The sequence below is a fragment of the Aeromonas sp. 61P genome (assembly GCF_051919545.1).
Taxonomy (GTDB): Bacteria; Pseudomonadota; Gammaproteobacteria; order Enterobacterales; family Aeromonadaceae; genus Aeromonas; species Aeromonas veronii.
Genome location: NZ_JBQBEL010000001.1, coordinates 4,250,387 through 4,269,715 on the forward strand (window position 1 = coordinate 4,250,387; position 19,329 = coordinate 4,269,715).

Consider the following 19,329-nt stretch of genomic DNA (forward strand, 5'->3'; position numbering starts at 1 on the left):
GCCTGCGGGCGCCGTTTTTTTTGTCCCTCCCCCCTGCTTACCTGCCAAGCCCGGTGTTAGAATCCACGCGAATTTAATCTATGCGGGAAATCTCCCGAATATCGCGTAATAACCCGGAAGTTATATGCCCTCAATACGTTTTAAAAGAGTCTCGGCCACCCTGTTGCCGCTGCTCTGTCTCCTCGCCAGCCTCTGCGTCCCGCAAGCCATGGCGCAAGATGTCCCCTCTCGCAACGCAGTTCAGCGAGCGCTGGATGGTCTGGGTAAATCAGAGACCCTGACCGTCAGTCAGCAAGCAGATCAGAAGTTGCTGACCGAAACCCTCGGCCTGCTCGACAGCATCGACAAGGAGGAGGCGAAGGCCAAGACCCAGGCCCAGCGGATCCGCAACCTGCCCACCGAACTCAGAGAGATCAGCGCCAAGCTCGATGCCCTGACCAAGGGCAAGAGTGCCGAGCAGATCAAGAGCGAATACGCCAGCATGAGTCTGGCAGAGCTCGACAGCCGTCAGCCGGAAGTGCTGGCCAACATGCAGGCGGCCCAGGAGGCCCTCGGCGCCATCGGCAGCCAGCTCACCAGCTTGCAGACACTGCCGGAGCGAGCCCAGGCCAGCATGAGCCGTGCCTACCAGCGCAGTCAGGAGATCCGTACCCGCCTCAACGCCGGTGAAAGCGTCTCCAGCGCCGAGAAGATGAAGCTCGGTGCCGAACTGGCCCTGCTCGACCTGCAACTGGCCCATCTGCAAAAGGAGCTGGATAACCGTACCAGCATGCAGGATCTGGCGATCAAGCAGCGCGACTACCAGAGTGCCCGTCTCGCCAGCGAAGAGCAGAAACTGCAGCTGTTGCAGGATCAGAGCAGCGCCAAGCGCCTCGGCGACACCGAAAAAACCGCCGAGCAGACCGGTGAACTGGTGGCGACCGAAGACAGCCCGCTGGTGCAAAAAGAGCAGGAGCTCAATCACCAGCTCAGCCAGCAGCTGATCGGTGCCACTACCAGCCTCAACTCGCTGGTCCAGAAAAACCTGCAAGCCAAGAGCTGGCTGGAGCGCGGCATCCAGACCGAGCGCAACCTCAATGAACAGGTGCAAATGCTCAAGGGCAATCTGCTGCTGTCACGCATCCTCTATCAGCTCTACCAGCAGCTGGAGGCGGCGCCCACCATCGCCGTCAAAAACCTGGAAGAGCAGATCGCCGATCTCCATCTGGCCCAGTTTGAACTGAGCCAGCAGCGTGACCAGCTGTTCCAGAAGAACCTCTATCTGGACAATCTGATCGCCGGCAGCAAGGATCCGGTCAGCGAGGAGGACAAGGAGAGCCTTGCCAAGCTGCTCGATACCCGCATCAATCTGCTCGATCAGCTCAACCGCCAACTCGACAGCCAGCTTACCAACGCCATCAGCCTGCAGCTGACCCAGCAGCAGCTGGCGCGGGTCTATGCCTCTATCGAATTTACCCTGCAGCAACACATCTTCTGGGTAAGCAGCAACAAGCCCATCGACAGCAAGTGGTTTATCAGCTGGCCCGCCCAGGCCTACAAACAGGCCTCCGACTGGGTATTGAAACCGGACTGGAAACGCTGGCGCGAAGAGCTCTTGGGGATCTCCCTGCTCGCCTTCCCGCTGCTGCTCATCGGCGGCCTGCTGGTCTGGAAACGTCCGGCGCTGGTTGAGCGCGAGAAGAAGATCACCAAGGACCTTGGCCGTTTCCGTCAGGACAGCCAGTGGCACACCCCGCGCGCCCTGCTCTATACCGTGCTGCAACGCCTGCCGGGCAGCATGTTCATTCTGGCTGGCGGTCTGCTGCTCACCTACTGCGGTCTGCTCAGTCCCAAGCTGATGTTCCAGATCACCCTGAACCTCGCCCTCGGTTATCTGGTGTTCAGCGTCTATCTGGCGGTGATGCGCCCGGGCGGCATCGCCGAAACCCACTTCCGGATCCCGAAAGCGGAGCTGCAGGCCAAGCGTAACAGCATGCGCTACATCTGGTTGCCACTGCTGCCGCTCATCATGCTCGCGACCAAGGCGGTGGTTGAACCCTCCACCCTGGGCAACGACGTGATCGGCCAGGCCATGACCCTGACCCTGCTGGGGCTGGCCGCCTATCTGGTGTTCCCCATCTCCCGCGCCCGCATCAAGGGCGAGGCGAGCATGCAGAAGTCGCTGATCGCCATCGCCCTGGCGCTGGCGCCGGTGGCGCTGATCGTGCTGGCGGTGCTCGGTTACTACTACACCGCGCTGAAGCTGACCGGTCGCCTGATCGAATCCTTCTACCTCATCATCATCTGGAGCCTGGTCTACCGCACCGCCCTGCGTGGTCTGGAGCTGGCTGCCCGTCGTCTGGCCTACCGCCGTGCGGTGGCCAAGCGTGAGCACAAATCTTCGGAAGATGCGGAAGGGGGCGAGTCTATCGAAGAGCAGCCCATGGATCTGGAGGATGTCAGCCAGCAGTCCCTGCGTCTGACCCGTACCGTGCTGATGCTGATCTTTGGCGTCGCCTTCTACTGGCTCTGGTCCGATCTGGTCGCGGTATTCTCTTACCTCGACAGCATGGTGCTGTGGCACCGCAGTGAAGGCACCGGCGCCAACGCCGTGCTGTTCCCCATCAGCCTGAGTGACGTGCTGATCGGCTTCCTGCTGCTCGGCGGTGCCTGGTCACTGGCGCGCAACCTGCCGGGCTTGCTGGAGGTGCTGGTGCTCTCCAAGCTCAACCTGGCTCAGGGGACCGCCTACGCCATCACCACCATGCTCAACTACGTGCTGATCGGTTTCGGCTCCCTGACCGCTCTCTCCATGATGGGCGTGCAGTGGGACAAGCTGCAGTGGGTAGCGGGTGGTCTGTCAGTCGGTATCGGTTTCGGCATGAAGGAGATCCTCTCCAACTTCGTCTCCGGCATCATCATCCTGTTCGAGCGTCCGGTGCGGATCGGTGACACCGTCACCATCGGCTCCTTCTCCGGTACCGTCTCGCGGATCCGCATTCGCGCCACCACCCTGACCGACTTCGACCGCAAAGAGGTGATCATCCCCAACCAGCAGCTGATGACAGAACGGCTCATCAACTGGTCGCTGAGTGACACCGTCACCCGGGTGATCGTACGGGTGGGCGTGGCGTATGGCTCGGATCTGGAGCTGACCCGCACCCTGCTCAAACAGGCGGCCGACGAAAACAGTCGGGTGCTGAAAGACCCGGCCCCCATCGTCTACTTCCTCACCTTTGGCGCCAGCACCCTGGATCACGAGCTGCGCTTCTTCGTGAGCGAACTGGGGGATCGCAACCCGGCGGTGGACGAGTTGAACCGCAAGATCGACCAGCTGTTCCGCGAGAACGGCATCGAGATCGCCTTCAACCAGATGGATGTCTACATCAAGAACATGCAGGGCGAAGAGCAGAAGGTGGAGTCCAACTCCGCCGCTCTGCCGCCGCCCGCGGAAGATGGCAAGCAGCCAGCCTGATAGCGAACTGCATTGATCTGATGGCAACAGCCGCTCACCCAGGTGAGCGGCTTTTTTATGCCCGGTTTATGAAGATAGAGACAGTTATCCATTGCCAACATGGCTGGCCGCCGCACAACAGGCAGCCATCACCCTTGATAAAATATAAAGAGAAATAAAAGTTTAAAAACAAACACTTGCCACACACCACTACTTACCGCACAGATGAAACCTGCGCCCTTCTCCCCTCACCGCTTACCCATACCGCGCTCGCTCCGGCTCCCGGATTTTTATAACTTTTTTTAATTTTATTTGAGTGTCCTCTTCATCCTGTCCATTGCAAAGTGGCGCCATTCCAGCGCCGGGCCCTGTGACCACCACCCGGCTGACACCGACTTGCTCATTTGATAATTGAAAGGATCCGAGAGATGAAACACCCCTTGATGGTAATGGGAATAGCCGCCTGTCTGGCATTAAGCGGCTGCCAGAATATGGACACCAAGAAAGTCCTGATAGGTGCAGCTGCGCTGGGTGCCATCGGCGCTGCTGGCTATTACGCCGGAAAAAAGCACAGCGATAACAAACACGAGCATGATGGCCAGCATGACGATAGCGATGACCAGCATATGGCCACCAGCAAGATGCCCCGTTACTGCTCGGGGGAAGCAGCCAGCAAATTCCATGTCTCCCCGCGCGATATCACCACCGAGTCGGCAGAAGAGAGCGGCCACAGATACAAGGTCTATGGCCAGTACGAGACCGACGATGATGCGGTCGACTTTACCTGCACCTTCAATCACGACGGTCGCTTCCTCTCGGTCGTTCGCAGCTGATTGGCCAGCGGGTATAGCCAATTCACTACTGGCACCACATACAGGACACACAAGATGAAACAGCAACGCAGCATGATCGCCAGCCTCATTGCGCTGGCCCTGCTCGGCCTCGCGCCATGCGCCGGTGCCGCCAGCGGCCACTCCGGGGTGGATCTGGCCAGCATGGATAACAGCGTGCGCGCGGCGGACGATCTGTTTCGCCACGTCAACGGCAACTGGCTGGCCCAGACCCAAATACCGGATGACATGCCGGGGCAGACCATCGGCAATCTGTTGGCGGACAAGTCGCTGGAGGATCGCAAGGTGTTGCTGGAGGAGCTGCTCAAGCGCCCGCAACAAGCCGAAACTCCTCGCCAGCAGATAGCCGACCTCTACGCCAGCTATCTGGATCAGGCCGGGCGGGATGCCAAAGGGCTGACCCCCATTCAACCACTACGTGACGAGATCATGGCCATCCATGATAGCGCCTCGCTGGCCACCTACTTGGCCCGTGTTAACAAGCTGGGGGGCGGCGCTCCCTTTGGTATCGGGTTCATGGCCGACAAGAAGCAGCCTGACAGCTACGGGATCTACCTGCAGCAATCCGGCCTCGGTCTGCCGGATCGGGACTACTACCTGAAAGCAGATGCCGCCAGCAAGACACTGCAGGCCAGCTACGAGCAGTTCATTACCGCCCTGCTCAACCATGCCGGCGTCGAGGGGGCGAGCGAGCAGGCCCATCGCATTCTGGCGCTGGAGACCCGGCTCGCCAGCCTGCAGTGGGACAGAGTCAAGCGGCGGGATGACAACCTCACCTACAACAAACTGCCCATCGCCCGCCTAAGTCAGTTGCTGCCCACCCTGGATTGGCAACGCTACCTGGCAGAGGCCGGTATCGCCGGGGAAACCGAGATCATCGTCAGTGAGCCGGACTATCTGGAGAAGCTGACCGCCGTGATGCAGGAGACCAGCATCGCGCAGTGGCAATCCTACTGCCTGTTCCATCTGCTACGCACTTATGCGCCCTATCTCGACAGCCAGAGCAATGCCCTGCACTTCGCTTTCTACGGCACGACCCTGAGCGGCATCTCCCGGCAGCGGGAGCCCTGGAAGCAGGCCATGGAGGTGCTGGACGACTATCTGGGTCAGGCGGTGGGCAAACTCTATGTGGAGCGCTACTTTCCGGCCGAGACCAAGGCACAGATGGCAACCATGGTGCGCAATCTGATCGCCGCCTATCGCCAGGAGATCGGTGGGCTCGACTGGATGTCTGCCCCGACCAAACAGCAGGCACTGGCGAAACTGGAGAAGGTTCGGGTCAAGATCGGCTATCCCGACCAGTGGCAGGATTACAGCGCAATCGAGATCCGTCCCGATGATCTGGTCGGCAATGCCCAACGCGCGGCCACGGTGCGTTACAACGAGCACCTTGCCCGCCTCCATCAACCGGTGGATCAGGAGGAGTGGTTCGACAATCCGCAGACGGTGAACGCCTACTACAACCCGAACAACAACGAGATTGTCTTCCCGGCAGCCATACTGCAACCGCCCTACTTCGATCTGAAGGCGGATGATGCGGTCAACTATGGCGCCATCGGCGCGGTCATCGGTCACGAGCTGAGCCATGGTTTCGATGATAAGGGGGCCAAATTCGATGGCAACGGTGCCTTGCACAACTGGTGGGCTCCGGCCGATCTCAAGGAGTTCGCCGCCAGAGCGCAAAAACTGGCAAAACAGTACGACCGTTTCGAGCCCATCAAGGGGGAGCATGTCAACGGCCAGCTGACCCTTGGCGAGAACATCGGCGATCTCGGCGGCCTGACCATCGCCCACAAGGCGTACCGGCTCGCCCTGGGCAACCGCCTGCCAGCGGTGCTCGATGGCTTTACCGCCGAGCAGCGTTTCTTTATCGGCTGGGCGCAGGTGTGGAAAGGGAAGTACCGGCCCGAGCTCGCTGCCGTTCTGCTCAAGACAGATCCCCACTCGCCGCTGGAGTACCGGGTCAACGGCGTCGTAGCTAATATTCCGGCCTTCTATAGCGCCTTTGCCATCAAGCCGGGAGACAAGCTCTATCTGCCACCTTCCGAGCGTGTGAAGATTTGGTGACCACCAGCAGGGGCCCTGGCCCGAAAAGCTCCAGCAGATGGACCACCTCCACCTGAGCTGAAGATGACCGACACAGGGAGTGTCTGTTTTACCCTGTCTGGTTTTTCCCGACCCACGTGTGCCTGACCATGTGGGTTTTTTTGACCCTTTTGCTCTGCCCCTTCTCCCCGGCCAGCCCTGCTTTCAACCGATACGGCCACGGCACACAACTCCGCCATTTTCTCGCCTTTGCCTTTGGCTGAAAAACCGGTGGCGGCACCGCTATAAATCGGTTTACCACCAAACAGGTCTGACCTATGGTAAAGCATGTAAAAGATGCATCGTGGAGCCGCTTTTCCTATGAATGACCGAGAACTGCAACAGATCCTGTTTCGCTCCTTCGATGTGATCCCGCTGCCTATTCTGGCATCAGAATCCATTGCCCGTCACGATGGCTGCTCACCCGACATGATCCCGCAGCGGCGCCACCGCTTCCTGAATAAAGCCTTCATTGAGCAGCTGGGCTACAACCTTGACGATCTGCCGGACATGGCCTCCTGGTTTCAGGTCGCCTACCCGGATGAAGGGTATCGCCGCACCATCATCGACTCCTGGCACTCCCAGGTGGAACAGAGCTTGTCGCAAGGGCTGGAGGTCGCCGAAATGCCTGCGCTGATCCGCTGCAAGAGCGGTCAGTCGCGCTGGTTTATCGTCACTGCCCAGCTGGGAGCCGATGCCATCCCGGATGGCCATATCGTCACCTTTCGCGATATCCACGACCTGCAGTGCATGGTGGAAGAGGTGAGCCGCCTCTCCTGCACCGATCCGCTCACCGAACTGACCAACCGGCGTGGCGCCCAGCAACAGCTGCAGGCCCTTTGGTTGCAAGGTGAGCCCCTCTCGGTGGTGTTGGGAGATATCGACCATTTCAAACAGGTCAATGACCGCTACGGCCACCCTGCGGGCGATGCCGCGCTCTGCGCCGTCGCCCACGCTATGGCGGGCCAGCTGTTGCCGGGGGAGAGTCTGGCCCGTTGGGGCGGGGAGGAGTTCCTGCTGATCCTGCCTGGTTGCGATATTGAACAGGCAGCACGGCGCGCCGAGCAGCTGCGCCAGCATGTCAGTACCACCCGCTTGCCATGGCAGGGGAAGCAGCTATCCCTCACCATCAGTCTGGGGTGTGCCAGCATGAAGGGACAGGAGGGCATCGACTATCTGCTGATGATGGCAGACCGGGCCCTTTATCAGGCAAAGGATCAGGGCCGTAACCGGGTTGTCATCTCGACGGAATAGAGTGGTAACCAGAATGGAAAGCCGACTCGCGGCCATAAAAAAACCGAAGCACAAGGCTTCGGTTTTTTACTGCGCAACTGGCGTGAGCCAGCCGGGCATTACTTCTTGATACGGATAACCGGGGTCTCGCCCACAGTCACGGCACCAGTCATTTTGATCAGCTCTTTGATCTCGTCCATGTTGGAGATGACAACCGGAGTCAGGGTAGACTTGGCTTTCGCTTCCAGAACGGCCAGATCGAACTCGATGATGGTGTCGCCGCGCTTGACCTGTTGACCTTCCTGAGCGATACGCTTGAAGCCTTCGCCTTTCAGTTCAACGGTGTCGATACCGAAGTGAACGAACAGCTCGATACCGGAGTCGGATTCCAGAGAGAACGCGTGGTTGGTCTCGAAAATCTTGCCGATGGTACCATCGCACGGAGCAACCATCTTGTTGCCAGCCGGCTTGATGGCGATACCGTCACCAACGATCTTCTCGGCGAAGACAACGTCAGGCACATCTTCGATCGGCACGATTTCGCCAGACAGCGGAGCAAAGATTTCGATGCCGCCGGTGTCAGAGCTATCGTCGGAAACCAGTTTCTTCAGTTTATCAAACAGACCCATATAAAGCTCCTAGAGATGATTTGTCGCTGTTTGCAGCCGATCTTAGCAGACTGCCTTCTGCTTAATAAAGTTATCTACGCATGCTTCGATTTCAGCGGCGGTGGCAAAGCTCAGTGCTTGATCAGCCATTGCCTTCACATCTTCGAAGTTGGTGTTGCGGATAAGCTTCTTGATACGCGGTACAGAGATGGCGCTCATGGAGAACTCATCCAGACCCATACCCAGCAGCAGCAGGGTAGCGCGCTCGTCACCAGCCAGTTCACCACACATACCGGTCCACTTGCCTTCGGCGTGGGACGCATCGATAACCATCTTGATCAGGGTCAGGACGGAGGGTGACAGCGGGTTGTACATGGCGGAGATCATCTCGTTACCACGATCGACAGCCAGAGTGTACTGGGTCAGGTCGTTGGTACCGATACTGAAGAAATCCACTTCCTTGGCCAGATGATGAGCCATCACGGCAGCGGCCGGGGTCTCGATCATGATACCCACTTCGATGGATTCATCAAAGGCTTTGCCTTCGGCACGCAGTTCGGCTTTCAGCGTCTCTACGGTGGCTTTCAGGCTACGGAACTCTTCGACAGAGATGATCATCGGGAACATGATGCGCAGTTTGCCGAAGGCAGAGGCGCGCAGGATGGCCCGCAGCTGAGCGTGCATGATGTCTTCGCGGTCGAAGAAAATACGCACGGCACGCCAGCCCAGGAAGGGGTTCATCTCTTTCGGGAAATTCATGTACGGCAGCTCTTTGTCGCCGCCAATGTCCATGGTACGCACGATGATCGGCTGATCCGGCATCGCTTCGGCCACTTCTTTGTAGGCTTTGAACTGCTCTTCTTCGGTCGGCAGCGCGTCACGGTCCATGAACAGGAACTCGGTACGGTACAGACCCACGCCTTCGGCGCCATTGCGGATGGCACCTTCGGTATCCTTGACGGTACCGATGTTGGCGCACACTTCGACCTGGTGACCATCCAGCGTGATGGCAGGCAGATCTTTCAGCTTGGCCAGCTCATCTTTCTCGGCCTGGAACTGAGCCTGGAACTTCTTGGCTTCGGTCAGCTGTTCAGCGGTCGGATTGATGATGATCTGGTTGTTGATCGCATCCAGCACCAGCATGTCACCGTTCTTGACGCGCTCGGTGATGTCGTTGGTGCCTACCACGGCCGGCAGCTCCAGGGAGCGGGCCATGATGGAGGTGTGAGAGGTACGGCCACCAATGTCGGTGACGAAACCCAGCACATATTTCAGGTTGATCTGAGCGGTTTCGGACGGGGTCAGGTCTTTGGCGACCAGGATCACCTCTTCGTCGATGGTGCTCAGGTTGACAACGGCGATGCCCAGTACGTTCTTGACCAGACGGGTACCGATGTCACGGAAGTCGGTAGCGCGTTCGCGCAGATAAGGATCATCCAGCTCGGCCATCATCTTGGCGTACTGTTCGATCACCTCATAGATGGCTTTGTCAGCGGAAGCCTTGTTCTCTTTGATGAAGGATTTGATATCCCCTTCCAGCTCCTCATCTTCGAGCAGCATGATGTGGCCTTCGAAGATGGCCTCTTTTTCCTCACCGAAGGTGCGACCGGCCATCTCTTTGATGGCTTCCAGCTGGGTAGCTGACTTGGTACGAGCTTCGAGGAAACGGTTGATCTCGGCATCAATCTGGTCAGCAGAGATTTTGCCCTGATTGATAACGATTTCATCTTCTTTCAGAAGAAGCGCCTTACCGAATGCGATACCGGGGGACGCAAGAATGCCAGATATCATAATCCTTCCTATTAAAACGACTGTGGGGGAGGAATCTAAAGCTGGATTACTCCAGCTCGTCCATCAGGGCAACCAGCTTCTCAACAGCTTGCTGAGCATCCGGGCCGTCAGCCTGGATAGTTACGTTGGTACCCTTGGTCAGGCCCAGGGTCTGCAGCTTGAACAGGCTCTTGGCGCTGGCGGACTTGCCACCGGAGACCACAGTGATCTCGCTTTGGAATTCTTTGGCTTCTTTCACGAACTGAGCTGCCGGACGGGTGTGCAGGCCGTTTTCAGCAGTAATAACAACAGACTTCTCGTACATGGTTTCACCCCATATTATTGATATTTTTTGGTGGGTTGGTCGTTTTTGAAGCAACCTGACCCACCGTGTCAGTATGGATATGTTGTAAAGTAACGAAAGCAGACCCGCAATGGTTTAATCCAGGTCAAGTTTCTGTGCAGTAATCGGCGCGCTGGTTGGCAATTTTCAGTTATTGGGCTACAAGCCGCATCAGGACTGGCCTGAAATTATTTTATAACGAAAAATAACAGTTTGTTACTTTGTGATACCCAGCCAGCAAACACCGCGTGACGCCGCACAGGATATGAGATTTAGAGCGGAATGTCTGCTTTTTTTCTCACTCCGGAACTTGTTATTTTACCCCAAAAAATAAGGATCAAGTGACACTAACAGGGGTTGAGTCTAGCCCATAAAGAAGCGGCGCTCCTGGGAGCGCCGCTGTTTTGAAAGATTCCGATCAGTTACTGCTGCAGCTCCTGCTCGCTGAACACCCCGGCAAACAGGGCGCTGGAGAGGTAACGCTCCGCCGCACTCGGCAGGATGACCACAATGGTTTTGCCCGCAAATTCCGGCAGCTCGGCCAGACGGCTGGCAGCCACCACCGCAGCACCGGAGCTGATACCGGCCAGGATCCCCTCCTCCTCCATCAGGCGACGGGCCATCTCGATGGCTTCGTCACTGGTCACCTTCTCCACCCGATCGATGAGGGAGAGGTCCAGGTTGCCCGGGATAAAGCCAGCACCGATCCCCTGGATCTTGTGGGGGCCCGGTTTGATCTCTTCCCCGGCCAGCTTCTGGCTGATGACGGGCGACTCGGCCGGTTCGACCGCAACAGAGACCACCGCCTTGCCTTTAGTCTGCTTCAGATAGCGGGAGACACCGGTAATGGTGCCGCCGGTACCGACCCCGGCCACGAACACATCCACTTCGCCGTCAGTGGCATCCCAAATCTCGGGGCCAGTGGTCTTTTCGTGGATCTCCGGGTTGGCCGGGTTTTCAAACTGTTGCAGCAACACATACTTGCCCGGCTCGGACTCGAGGATCTCGTTGGCCTTGGCAATGGCCCCCTTCATGCCGAGCGGCCCTTCGGTCAGCACCAGATTGGCACCGAGCGCCTTGAGCAGCTTGCGGCGCTCCAGGCTCATGGTGGCCGGCATGGTCAGGGTGATGGGATAGCCGCGAGCTGCCGCGACAAAGGCCAGAGCAATACCCGTGTTGCCGCTGGTGGGCTCAATGATCTCCTTACCCTTGGTCAGGATGCCGCGCTTCTCGGCATCCCAGATCAGGTTGGCACCGATCCGGCACTTGACGCTGAAGCTGGGGTTGCGGCTCTCGATCTTGGCCAGCACGCGACCTTTGGTAACACGGTTGAGACGAACCAGCGGGGTGTGACCGATAGTCTGGCTGTTGTCCTCAAAAATTTTGCTCATGGCGCTATCCCTGTGTTTGTTACGACGATGAAACAAGATTACCCTGTGGTTTCTGAATGAGAAGTGACTATTCGTTATAACCATATGGTATTACAACATATAGAGCTTATTCTCTCTGGCCCCTGACTCCGGGCGCCAATCGTCAAAGGAACCGACGTTATGGGATTTTCAGGAAGCAGCCAGTATCTCGCCTCCGATGCATTGAAGATGGCAGTCAATGCCGCCATCACCCTCGAAAAACCGCTGCTGATCAAAGGGGAACCGGGCACCGGCAAGACGGTGCTGGCAGAAGCGGTCGCCGACCATCTCGGCACCGATCTCATTGCCTGGCATATCAAGTCCACCACCAAAGCCCAGCAGGGACTCTACGAATATGATGCGGTGGCCCGGCTGCGGGACTCCCAGCTCGGCGACCCCAGAGTGGCCGATATCAGCCACTACATTCGCCAGGGCAAACTGTGGCAGGCTTTTAGCGCCGAGCAGCGACCAGTGCTGCTGATCGACGAGATCGACAAAGCCGACATCGAATTCCCCAACGATCTGCTGCTGGAGCTGGATCGGATGGAGTTCGACGTCTACGAGACCGGCGAGCGAGTCAAGGCGCGCCAGCGGCCGGTGGTCATCATCACCTCCAACAATGAAAAAGAGCTGCCGGATGCCTTCCTGCGCCGCTGTTTCTTCCACTACATCCGCTTCCCCGATAAGGCCGAGATGCAGGCCATCGTCAAGCTCCACTACCCCGACCTCAAGGAGAGCCTGCTTGGCGAGGCAATGGAGCTCTTCTTCGAACTGCGCGAAGTAGAGGGGCTGCGCAAGAAACCCTCCACCTCGGAGCTGCTGGACTGGATCCGCCTGCTCTTGGCCGACGATATCGCCCCCGAGGCGATGCGCGCCCGCGAGCCCGGCAAGCTGGTGCCAGCCCTCTACGGTGCCCTGCTCAAGACCGAGCAGGATTTGCATCTCTTCGAGAAGCTAGCCTTTTTGGCCCGGCGCGGCAGCTGACCCATGCTGATCGACTTTTTTACCCACCTGCGCCGCCACAAGCTCCCCTGCAGCCTGCGCGAGCTGCTGGACTTGCACGCCGCACTGGCTGCCCGGCTGGTCGCTGTCGATATGGACGAGTTCTACCAGCTCTCCCGCTGCCTGCTGGTAAAAGACGAGGCCCACTACGATCGCTTCGATCGCGCCTTCGCCGAATACTACGAGGGGCTGGAAGCCATCCCCCTGCTGCCGGAGAGCCTGCCCGAGGAGTGGCTGCGCAAGGAGTTCGAACGGCTGCTGAGCCCAGAGGAGAAGGCGCTGCTCAAATCCCTCGGCGGGCTCGACAAGCTGCTGGAGACCCTTAACCAGCGATTACGCGAGCAGAAAGAGCGCCACGCCGGTGGCAACAAGTGGGTAGGGACCGGTGGCAGCAGCCCGTTTGGCCACGGCGGTTTTCACCCCGAGGGCGTCCGCATGGGTGGAGAGGGGCAGCACGGCAAGGCGGCCAAGGTGTGGGAGGCACGTCACTATCGCAACTTCAGCGACGACTCGCCGCTCGGCCAGCGCGCCATCCAGCTCGCGCTGCGCAAACTCAGACGCTGGGTGCGCAAAGGCAATCCCGACGAGCTGGATCTCGACGACACCATAAAAAGTTCTGCCCGCCAGGGTTGGCTCGATGTGAAGTTGCGGCCCGAGCGCCACAACGGGGTGAAACTGTTGGTCTTTTTCGATGTGGGAGGCTCCATGGATGCCCACGTGGCCGAGGTACAACGCCTCTTCTCCGCGTTGCGCCACGAGTTCAAGCATCTGGAGTACTTCTATTTTCACAACTGCCTCTACGACTTCGTCTGGAAGGATAACGCCCGCCGCTTTGAGGAGCGGTTCGATACCCTGCGGCTGCTGCGCACCTACGGCAGCGACTACCGGGTAATCCTGGTGGGGGATGCCACCATGGGCCCCTACGAGATCACCTGGCCGGGCGGCAGCGTCGAGCAGTGGAACGAGGAGTCGGGTCAGGTGTGGCTTACCCGCTTGCAGCAGCACTTTCCCAAACTGGTGTGGATCAATCCCACCCCACGGCGGGAGTGGCTCTGGCATCCCTCCATCAAACTGATGAATGACGTGGTTGGCGGACGGATGCATCCGCTGACCCTGGCGGGTCTCGCTGCGGCGATCGACCAGCTGTAACCCTCTCACCCCTATAAACCGACAAGCCGGGAACGCACCCGGCGAGGAGCAAAGATGACCTCTATCGTGATCAGTGGCTCAGGCCTCTATACCCCCCCCTTTGCCGTCAGCAATGAAGAGCTGGTGGCCGCCTTCAACCAGTATGTGGATCTCTACAACGAGGAGAACGCCTCCGCCATCGATGCCGGCCAGCTTCCCGCCAAGCAGCACTCCAGCTGCGAGTTCATCGAGAAGGCATCCGGCATCAAGAGCCGTTATCTGGTGAGCCGCGAGGGAGTACTCAATCCCGATATCATGCAACCGCTGCTGACGGAGCGACCCGACGAGATGCCCTCCATCATGGTGGAGATGGCAGTAGCCGCCGCCGAGCAGGCGCTGATCGCCGCCGGACGCGAGCCCGGCGAGATCGATCTGGTCATCGTCGCCGCCTCCAACATGCCGCGCCCCTACCCGGCACTGGCCATCGAGCTGCAACACTATCTGGGGGCGAGCGGCATGGCCTTTGACATGAACGTGGCCTGCTCGTCTGCCACCTTCGGCATCAAGACAGCCGCCGATATGCTGGCGGCAGGCACCGCCAAACTGGCGCTGGTAGTCAATCCGGAGATCTGCTCGGGACACCTCAATTTCCGGGACAGAGACAGTCACTTTATCTTCGGCGATGCCTGCACCGCGGTGCTGCTGGAGCGGGAGGCCGATTGCAAGGCGGCCAATCCGTGGCAACTGGTGGCCAGCAAGCTGGTGACCCAATACTCCAACAACATCCGCAACAACTTCGGCTTTCTGAACCGGCTGAGCCCGCGCACCCGCTACGGCGACGACAAGCTGTTTCGCCAGCAGGGGCGCAAGGTGTTCAAGGAGGTGTTGCCGCTGGTGTGCGACCAGATTGCCAACCAGCTCGATGAGCAGGGCTGGCCCGCCGAGAGCCTGAGCCGGCTCTGGCTCCATCAGGCCAACCTTACCATGAACCAGTTCATCGGCCGCAAACTGCTGGGCCACGATGCCAGCCAGCAGGAGGCGCCGGTCATTCTTGATAGCTATGGTAATACCAGCTCGGCGGGTTCCATCATCGCGTTTCATCTGTACAATCGCGACCTTCCTTCGGGGGCTCGCGGCGTACTGTGCTCCTTTGGTGCAGGTTACTCCATCGGTAGCTTGCTGCTACGGCGCCTGTAATGGCGGGCCTCCCGCCGACATAACAATAACCAGCAACATGGGTGGGAATATGCAGAGGATCACGGGGCGCTGCGCCCTGCACTACGGGGTAACCCTGTCACTATTTTGTCTCTATGGCTGGCAGGTTTGCCCGTTTCTCGAGAGTCTCACCCTGCCCCAGTTGCTGGGGCCAACCCTGGTGACGTTCACCATCATGTTCGCCGTGCGCAACCGGCTGCTCTCAAGGCGGCCCCTGCCGCGTAACGGGCTGGACGGGTTCGGACTGGAGGTAGGTTTCTACCTGCTGGGAGCACTGCTGCTCTCGGGCTACAACGCCCTGGCCCACGACTTTCCGCTGGAGAGTCACCTCAAGGTGTTGCTGGGGATGACCACCCTCGGCTTTCTGGTGGCGGCCGACCTGACTCTGGAGCGGGATTGGCATCGGGCCAGAGCACGGCAAGCCGAGCAGAGCCAGGCACTGAGCCACCCGCTGGCCATGCCGCTGCCACGCAAGTTCACCCTCTTTACCCTGGCAACCCTCACCTTATTGGGGTGCGTATTCTTCTTGCTGTTCAACAAAGATCTGGAGTGGCTGGTGACGGTGGAGCGCAGCCTGCCGAGGGTCGAGGCCCAGCACTACATCCTGTGGGAGATCGCCTTCGTGATGACGGTGACCTTCTGTTATCTCGCCCTCATTATTCACGGTTATGGTCGCAATCTCGGCCTATCCCTGCGCCAGCAGACCCGCACCATGGCCAGAGTACAGTGTGGTGACTTCGACGCCCGGGTGCCGGTCACCCGGGATGACGAGTTCGGCCTTATCGCCGCCAGCACCAATCAGATGATCGGTGAGCTGAAATCCCGCAGCGACGAGCTCAACCTGACCCGTGACGTGGCCATCCTTGGCCTCGCCTCGCTGGCGGAGACCCGGGACAACGAAACTGGCGCCCATATCATTCGCACCCAGCACTATGTAAAGGCGCTGGCGCAATACTTAAGTCGCAGTGATTGGGATCGCTATCCGCTCGATGACGCCACCATCGACCTGCTGTTCAAGTCGGCTCCCCTGCACGATGTGGGCAAGGTGGGCATTCCCGACGCCATCCTGCTCAAACCGGGCAAGCTGACCGACGAGGAGTTCGCCATCATGAAGCGCCACCCGCAGATCGGCGCCGATGCGCTGGCGAGTGCCGAGGCGCAGCTGGGCTCCAACTCCTTCTTGCGGCTGGCCCGGGAGATCTCCCTCACCCACCACGAGAAGTGGGATGGCAGCGGCTATCCGGCAGGGCTGGCGGGTGAGGACATTCCCCTCTCCGGGCGCTTGATGGCGGTAGCGGATGTCTACGATGCCCTCATCTCGAAACGGGTCTACAAACCTGCTTTCAGCCATGAGGAAGCGAAGGAGATCATCGTGAAGGGGAGCGGCAACCATTTTGATCCCGGCATTGTCGCGGCGTTTCTCGCCTGCGAGGCACAGTTCAGGGAGATTGCCGCGCAGTTTCAGGATCACCACTGAGCAAGTACATGCCGACCAGCTTGCCCTGATGGCTGACAGGGCAACCGGTGTCATAAATTGTACACAAACAAGTCTGGTGATCGCCGACTCAGCGCCATGCTGGCGGTATTTGCCACGCCGTGCCCATATTGATATTTCCCTTTATTTACAGCTATTTTTTGTCATTTTGTGATCCGGATTCGTGCCGATGACGCAACCGGGATCACAAGATGGCAGGAAAAGGCCGCAATTTGCCCTTCGGCGCCAATGATGGCTTCCAATGAAAGCGAGGTTTGCTATCATCCGGAGACATTTTTCATCTGTCGCCGGCTACAAAAGAATACCCTCATGTACACACAGTTCTTCGGCCTCTCGGAACACCCGTTTTCCATCTCGCCCAATCCCAAGTACCTCTATATGAGCGAGCGCCACGGCGAAGCCCTTGCTCATCTCAACTATGGATTGCAGGATGGCGGCGGCTTTGTGCTGCTGACCGGCGAAGTGGGCACCGGCAAAACCACCGTCTCCCGCTGCCTGCTGCAACAGCTGCCCGCCGAGACCGAGATCGCCTATATCCTCAATCCCTCTCTGACCGAACGGGATCTGCTGGCCGCCATCTGTGACGAGTTTCAACTCCCCTATCCCGAGGATGCCGGGATCAAGCGGCTGTTCGACCTTATTCGCGATCACCTGCTGGCCAACCTGGCGGCAGGCAAGCGCAGCGTGGTACTGGTGGATGAGGCGCAGCACCTGCTGCCCGGCGTACTGGAGCAGCTGCGCCTGCTCACCAACCTCGAAACCGACGAACGAAAACTGCTGCAGGTGGTGCTGATCGGTCAGCCCGAGCTGCAACAGATGCTGCGCCAACCCCTGCTACGCCAGCTGGCCCAGCGCATTACCGCCCGCTATCACCTGCTGCCGCTCTCCCACAGCGATGTGGATGCCTACGTCCGCTTCCGGCTGCAAGTTGCAGGCTGCGTACAACCCATCTTCACCCCGCGCGCCATCAAGACGCTTCATCGCCTGAGTGGCGGCATCCCCCGTTTCATCAACCTCATCTGCGACCGCGCTCTGATCGCCGCTTTCGCCCGTGGCAGCTACAAGATTGTCCACAGCGATATCAGCCAGGCCGCCTTCGAGGTCAATGGCGTTCGGGACGAAGGAAGCTGGGCCTCCGGTCTGATGGTGACGCTGGCGGGCGCCCTGCTGGTGGCCGCAGGCTGGTGGGGTTGGCAATTTTTCGGTGTGTTCCCCACCCGTCCGGTAGTCAAGGTTGAGGTGCCGGTCACCATCGACGAGACCGCCGAGCAGCAGGAGCAGCTGACCGAAGCGATCAATCAGGCCATCGACCCCGACAGCGCCATGCAGAATCTCTATCGGGTCTGGGGTTATGAACCGGAACCGTTCGAGGCAATCTGTGACAACGCGCCCCGTGCCGGTCTGCGCTGTCAGGAGGGAGAGGCAAGCCTTGACGAGCTGCGCGCCCTGCAGTATCCCGCCATGATCACGCTCACTGACCAGACTGGCGGCCTCTACTACGCGACCCTGGTCAATCTGGGGCCGAACAAGGCCAGCCTGATGATAGGTGACCAGAGCTGGCAGGTGGATCGCCAGTGGCTCAGCGACAACTGGGGCGGCAGCTACACCCTGCTCTGGCGCATGCCGAAAGGGGGCGTCAGCCTGATCGCCAGCAATGCCGGTCAGACCCAGATCCAGTGGCTCGACAATGCCCTGAGCCGTGCGCTGCAACAACCCGAACGCAAGGTGCGCCGCTTCGATGGCGAGCTCAAGAACAAGCTGCAGCAGTTCCAGCGGGATCAGGGGCTCACCCCTGATGGCATCGCGGGCAGCAACACCCTGCTGCGTCTCAACGCCCTCTCCGGTGAACCCATGCCCAGACTGGAGGAGGCCTCCTGATGTCTACCCTGCTCAAGGCGCTGCGCCGTGCGCAGCAACCGCAACTCTCCGCCCATATTCCGGCCATGGGCTTGCCCATGCCCCGGGAAGAGGAGCGCAGCCCACGCCGCATCGGCTGGCTGCTGGCCCCCCTGGCCTTGCTGCTGGGGGCGGGCGCCAACTATGGCTGGCATCTGATCCACCTGCGCCCCATCGAGGAGAAGGTGGAGGTGAAAGAGGTGATCACTCCACCCTTCGTGCGGGTCGAACCCAAGGCGATGGTGACCCGTCCGCTGCCCCCGCCCCTGCCGGAGCCGGTGGCCCAACCCAGAGCAGTGGCCAAAAACGAGGGGATCAGTCAGGGGAATACCCCCGCGCTGAGTCTGGCCGAGCAGCTGATGAAAGCCCTCAATGAAACCCCATTGCAGGAGACGCCACACGCCACCGGCCAGAACAACGTGCAACCGGCCCAGTTGATGGCGCTGGGCTCGGCGCCCCAGTCGGTGCGCCAGCAGGTACCGCAGCTGAGCTACGGCTCTCATGTGTTCTCCTCCAACCCCGCCAAGCGCGCCGTGGTGCTCAATGGCCGGGAATACCGGGAAGGGAGCGAAATCGCCCCGGGGGTCGTGCTCGCTACCATCGACCAGCAATACATAGTGCTGCAGGTCGCCGGACAGAGCGTGACCCTCAAGGCGCTGCAGGATTGGCGAGGATGAGTACGCACCGTACCCTGATGTTCGCTGGCAAGCAGCGATACACCTCACCTGAGTGCCACTTTTGTGAGCATTCAAAGGTTTACGGTGTGATGAAATATCCATTTTTACGGTTTGGCGCGCCCCGACCCGTTGTGTCGCAGCCACTGGCCGTACACAATACGCAGCCGCCCCAGAGCCTGGAATT

The 19,329-nt window shown here is 59.5% G+C and carries 14 protein-coding genes; 10 read left to right on the top strand and 4 right to left on the bottom strand.

The annotated features are described in order from the left end of the window. The first annotated feature begins 124 nt into the window (after positions 1–124). The 4 genes from mscK to ACTG2O_RS19760 all read left to right on the top strand — a co-directional run bounded on the left by mscK (position 125) and on the right by ACTG2O_RS19760 (position 7,623). Complete coding sequence (gene mscK / locus ACTG2O_RS19745) at positions 125–3,454, top strand: mechanosensitive channel MscK (RefSeq protein WP_005359039.1); 3,330 nt, start codon at positions 125–127, stop codon at positions 3,452–3,454. Positions 3,455–3,861: 407 nt separating this feature from the next. Further along, positions 3,862–4,266 (top strand): hypothetical protein, encoded by a 405-nt coding sequence (locus ACTG2O_RS19750; protein ID WP_106842474.1) that lies wholly within the window; start codon positions 3,862–3,864, stop codon positions 4,264–4,266. Between the two features lie 54 nt (positions 4,267–4,320). Continuing rightward, entirely contained in the window at positions 4,321–6,351 is a 2,031-nt protein-coding gene (locus ACTG2O_RS19755) for a M13 family metallopeptidase (RefSeq protein WP_439976522.1), read from the top strand. 339 nt (positions 6,352–6,690) lie between these two features. After that, positions 6,691–7,623, top strand: a complete 933-nt coding sequence (locus ACTG2O_RS19760) for a GGDEF domain-containing protein (protein WP_439976523.1) — start codon at positions 6,691–6,693, stop codon at positions 7,621–7,623. 98 nt (positions 7,624–7,721) lie between these two features. Here ACTG2O_RS19760 and crr read toward each other — a convergent pair whose 3' ends face one another. The 4 genes from crr to cysK form a co-directional block, all read right to left on the bottom strand. Next, entirely contained in the window at positions 7,722–8,231 is a 510-nt protein-coding gene (gene crr, locus ACTG2O_RS19765; RefSeq protein WP_005338264.1) for a PTS glucose transporter subunit IIA, read from the bottom strand. Positions 8,232–8,273: 42 nt separating this feature from the next. Then, positions 8,274–10,001, bottom strand: a complete 1,728-nt coding sequence (gene ptsI, locus ACTG2O_RS19770) for a phosphoenolpyruvate-protein phosphotransferase PtsI (RefSeq protein ID WP_019446785.1) — start codon at positions 9,999–10,001, stop codon at positions 8,274–8,276. Positions 10,002–10,047: 46 nt separating this feature from the next. Beyond that, entirely contained in the window at positions 10,048–10,305 is a 258-nt protein-coding gene (locus ACTG2O_RS19775) for an HPr family phosphocarrier protein (protein ID WP_005338266.1), read from the bottom strand. Positions 10,306–10,745: 440 nt separating this feature from the next. Then, positions 10,746–11,714 carry a cysteine synthase A gene (cysK, locus tag ACTG2O_RS19780; protein WP_005338267.1) on the bottom strand — a complete coding sequence of 323 codons (969 nt, stop codon included), beginning with the start codon at positions 11,712–11,714 and terminating at the stop codon, positions 10,746–10,748. A gap of 159 nt (positions 11,715–11,873) precedes the next feature. Here cysK and ACTG2O_RS19785 point away from each other — a divergent pair, with 159 nt between their 5' ends. From ACTG2O_RS19785 to exeB, 6 genes are all read left to right on the top strand, one after another. Further along, on the top strand, positions 11,874–12,716 hold the full coding sequence (locus ACTG2O_RS19785; RefSeq protein WP_005359032.1) for an AAA family ATPase: 843 nt from the start codon (positions 11,874–11,876) through the stop codon (positions 12,714–12,716). Positions 12,717–12,719: 3 nt separating this feature from the next. Further along, a complete protein-coding gene (locus ACTG2O_RS19790) occupies positions 12,720–13,883 on the top strand; it encodes a vWA domain-containing protein (protein WP_439976524.1) in 1,164 nt (387 codons plus the stop codon). A 54-nt stretch (positions 13,884–13,937) separates the two neighbouring features. Then, positions 13,938–15,059, top strand: coding sequence for a beta-ketoacyl-ACP synthase III (locus tag ACTG2O_RS19795; RefSeq protein ID WP_439976525.1), 1,122 nt, complete (start codon positions 13,938–13,940; stop codon positions 15,057–15,059). Positions 15,060–15,108: 49 nt separating this feature from the next. Continuing rightward, a complete protein-coding gene (locus ACTG2O_RS19800) occupies positions 15,109–16,554 on the top strand; it encodes an HD domain-containing phosphohydrolase (RefSeq protein ID WP_439976526.1) in 1,446 nt (481 codons plus the stop codon). A gap of 327 nt (positions 16,555–16,881) precedes the next feature. After that, complete coding sequence (locus ACTG2O_RS19805; protein WP_439976527.1) at positions 16,882–18,450, top strand: ExeA family protein; 1,569 nt, start codon at positions 16,882–16,884, stop codon at positions 18,448–18,450. Next, entirely contained in the window at positions 18,450–19,145 is a 696-nt protein-coding gene (gene exeB, locus ACTG2O_RS19810) for a GspB family T2SS assembly factor variant ExeB (RefSeq protein ID WP_252657084.1), read from the top strand. Before ACTG2O_RS19805 ends, exeB begins: the two co-directional genes overlap by 1 nt. The last annotated feature ends 184 nt before the right edge of the window (positions 19,146–19,329 follow it).

What these genes read in the sequence shown, in the direction of transcription:
- crr (WP_005338264.1), bottom strand. Translation starts at nt 8,231, where the DNA reads ATGGGTCTGTTTGATAAACTGAAGAAACTGGTTTCCGACGATAGCTCT.
- ACTG2O_RS19750 (WP_106842474.1), top strand. Translation starts at nt 3,862, where the DNA reads ATGAAACACCCCTTGATGGTAATGGGAATAGCCGCCTGTCTGGCATTA.
- ACTG2O_RS19790 (WP_439976524.1), top strand. Translation starts at nt 12,720, where the DNA reads ATGCTGATCGACTTTTTTACCCACCTGCGCCGCCACAAGCTCCCCTGC.
- ptsI (WP_019446785.1), bottom strand. Translation starts at nt 10,001, where the DNA reads ATGATATCTGGCATTCTTGCGTCCCCCGGTATCGCATTCGGTAAGGCG.
- ACTG2O_RS19760 (WP_439976523.1), top strand. Translation starts at nt 6,691, where the DNA reads ATGAATGACCGAGAACTGCAACAGATCCTGTTTCGCTCCTTCGATGTG.
- ACTG2O_RS19785 (WP_005359032.1), top strand. Translation starts at nt 11,874, where the DNA reads ATGGGATTTTCAGGAAGCAGCCAGTATCTCGCCTCCGATGCATTGAAG.
- ACTG2O_RS19800 (WP_439976526.1), top strand. Translation starts at nt 15,109, where the DNA reads ATGCAGAGGATCACGGGGCGCTGCGCCCTGCACTACGGGGTAACCCTG.
- ACTG2O_RS19775 (WP_005338266.1), bottom strand. Translation starts at nt 10,305, where the DNA reads ATGTACGAGAAGTCTGTTGTTATTACTGCTGAAAACGGCCTGCACACC.
- ACTG2O_RS19795 (WP_439976525.1), top strand. Translation starts at nt 13,938, where the DNA reads ATGACCTCTATCGTGATCAGTGGCTCAGGCCTCTATACCCCCCCCTTT.
- ACTG2O_RS19805 (WP_439976527.1), top strand. Translation starts at nt 16,882, where the DNA reads ATGTACACACAGTTCTTCGGCCTCTCGGAACACCCGTTTTCCATCTCG.
- mscK (WP_005359039.1), top strand. Translation starts at nt 125, where the DNA reads ATGCCCTCAATACGTTTTAAAAGAGTCTCGGCCACCCTGTTGCCGCTG.
- exeB (WP_252657084.1), top strand. Translation starts at nt 18,450, where the DNA reads ATGTCTACCCTGCTCAAGGCGCTGCGCCGTGCGCAGCAACCGCAACTC.
- ACTG2O_RS19755 (WP_439976522.1), top strand. Translation starts at nt 4,321, where the DNA reads ATGAAACAGCAACGCAGCATGATCGCCAGCCTCATTGCGCTGGCCCTG.
- cysK (WP_005338267.1), bottom strand. Translation starts at nt 11,714, where the DNA reads ATGAGCAAAATTTTTGAGGACAACAGCCAGACTATCGGTCACACCCCG.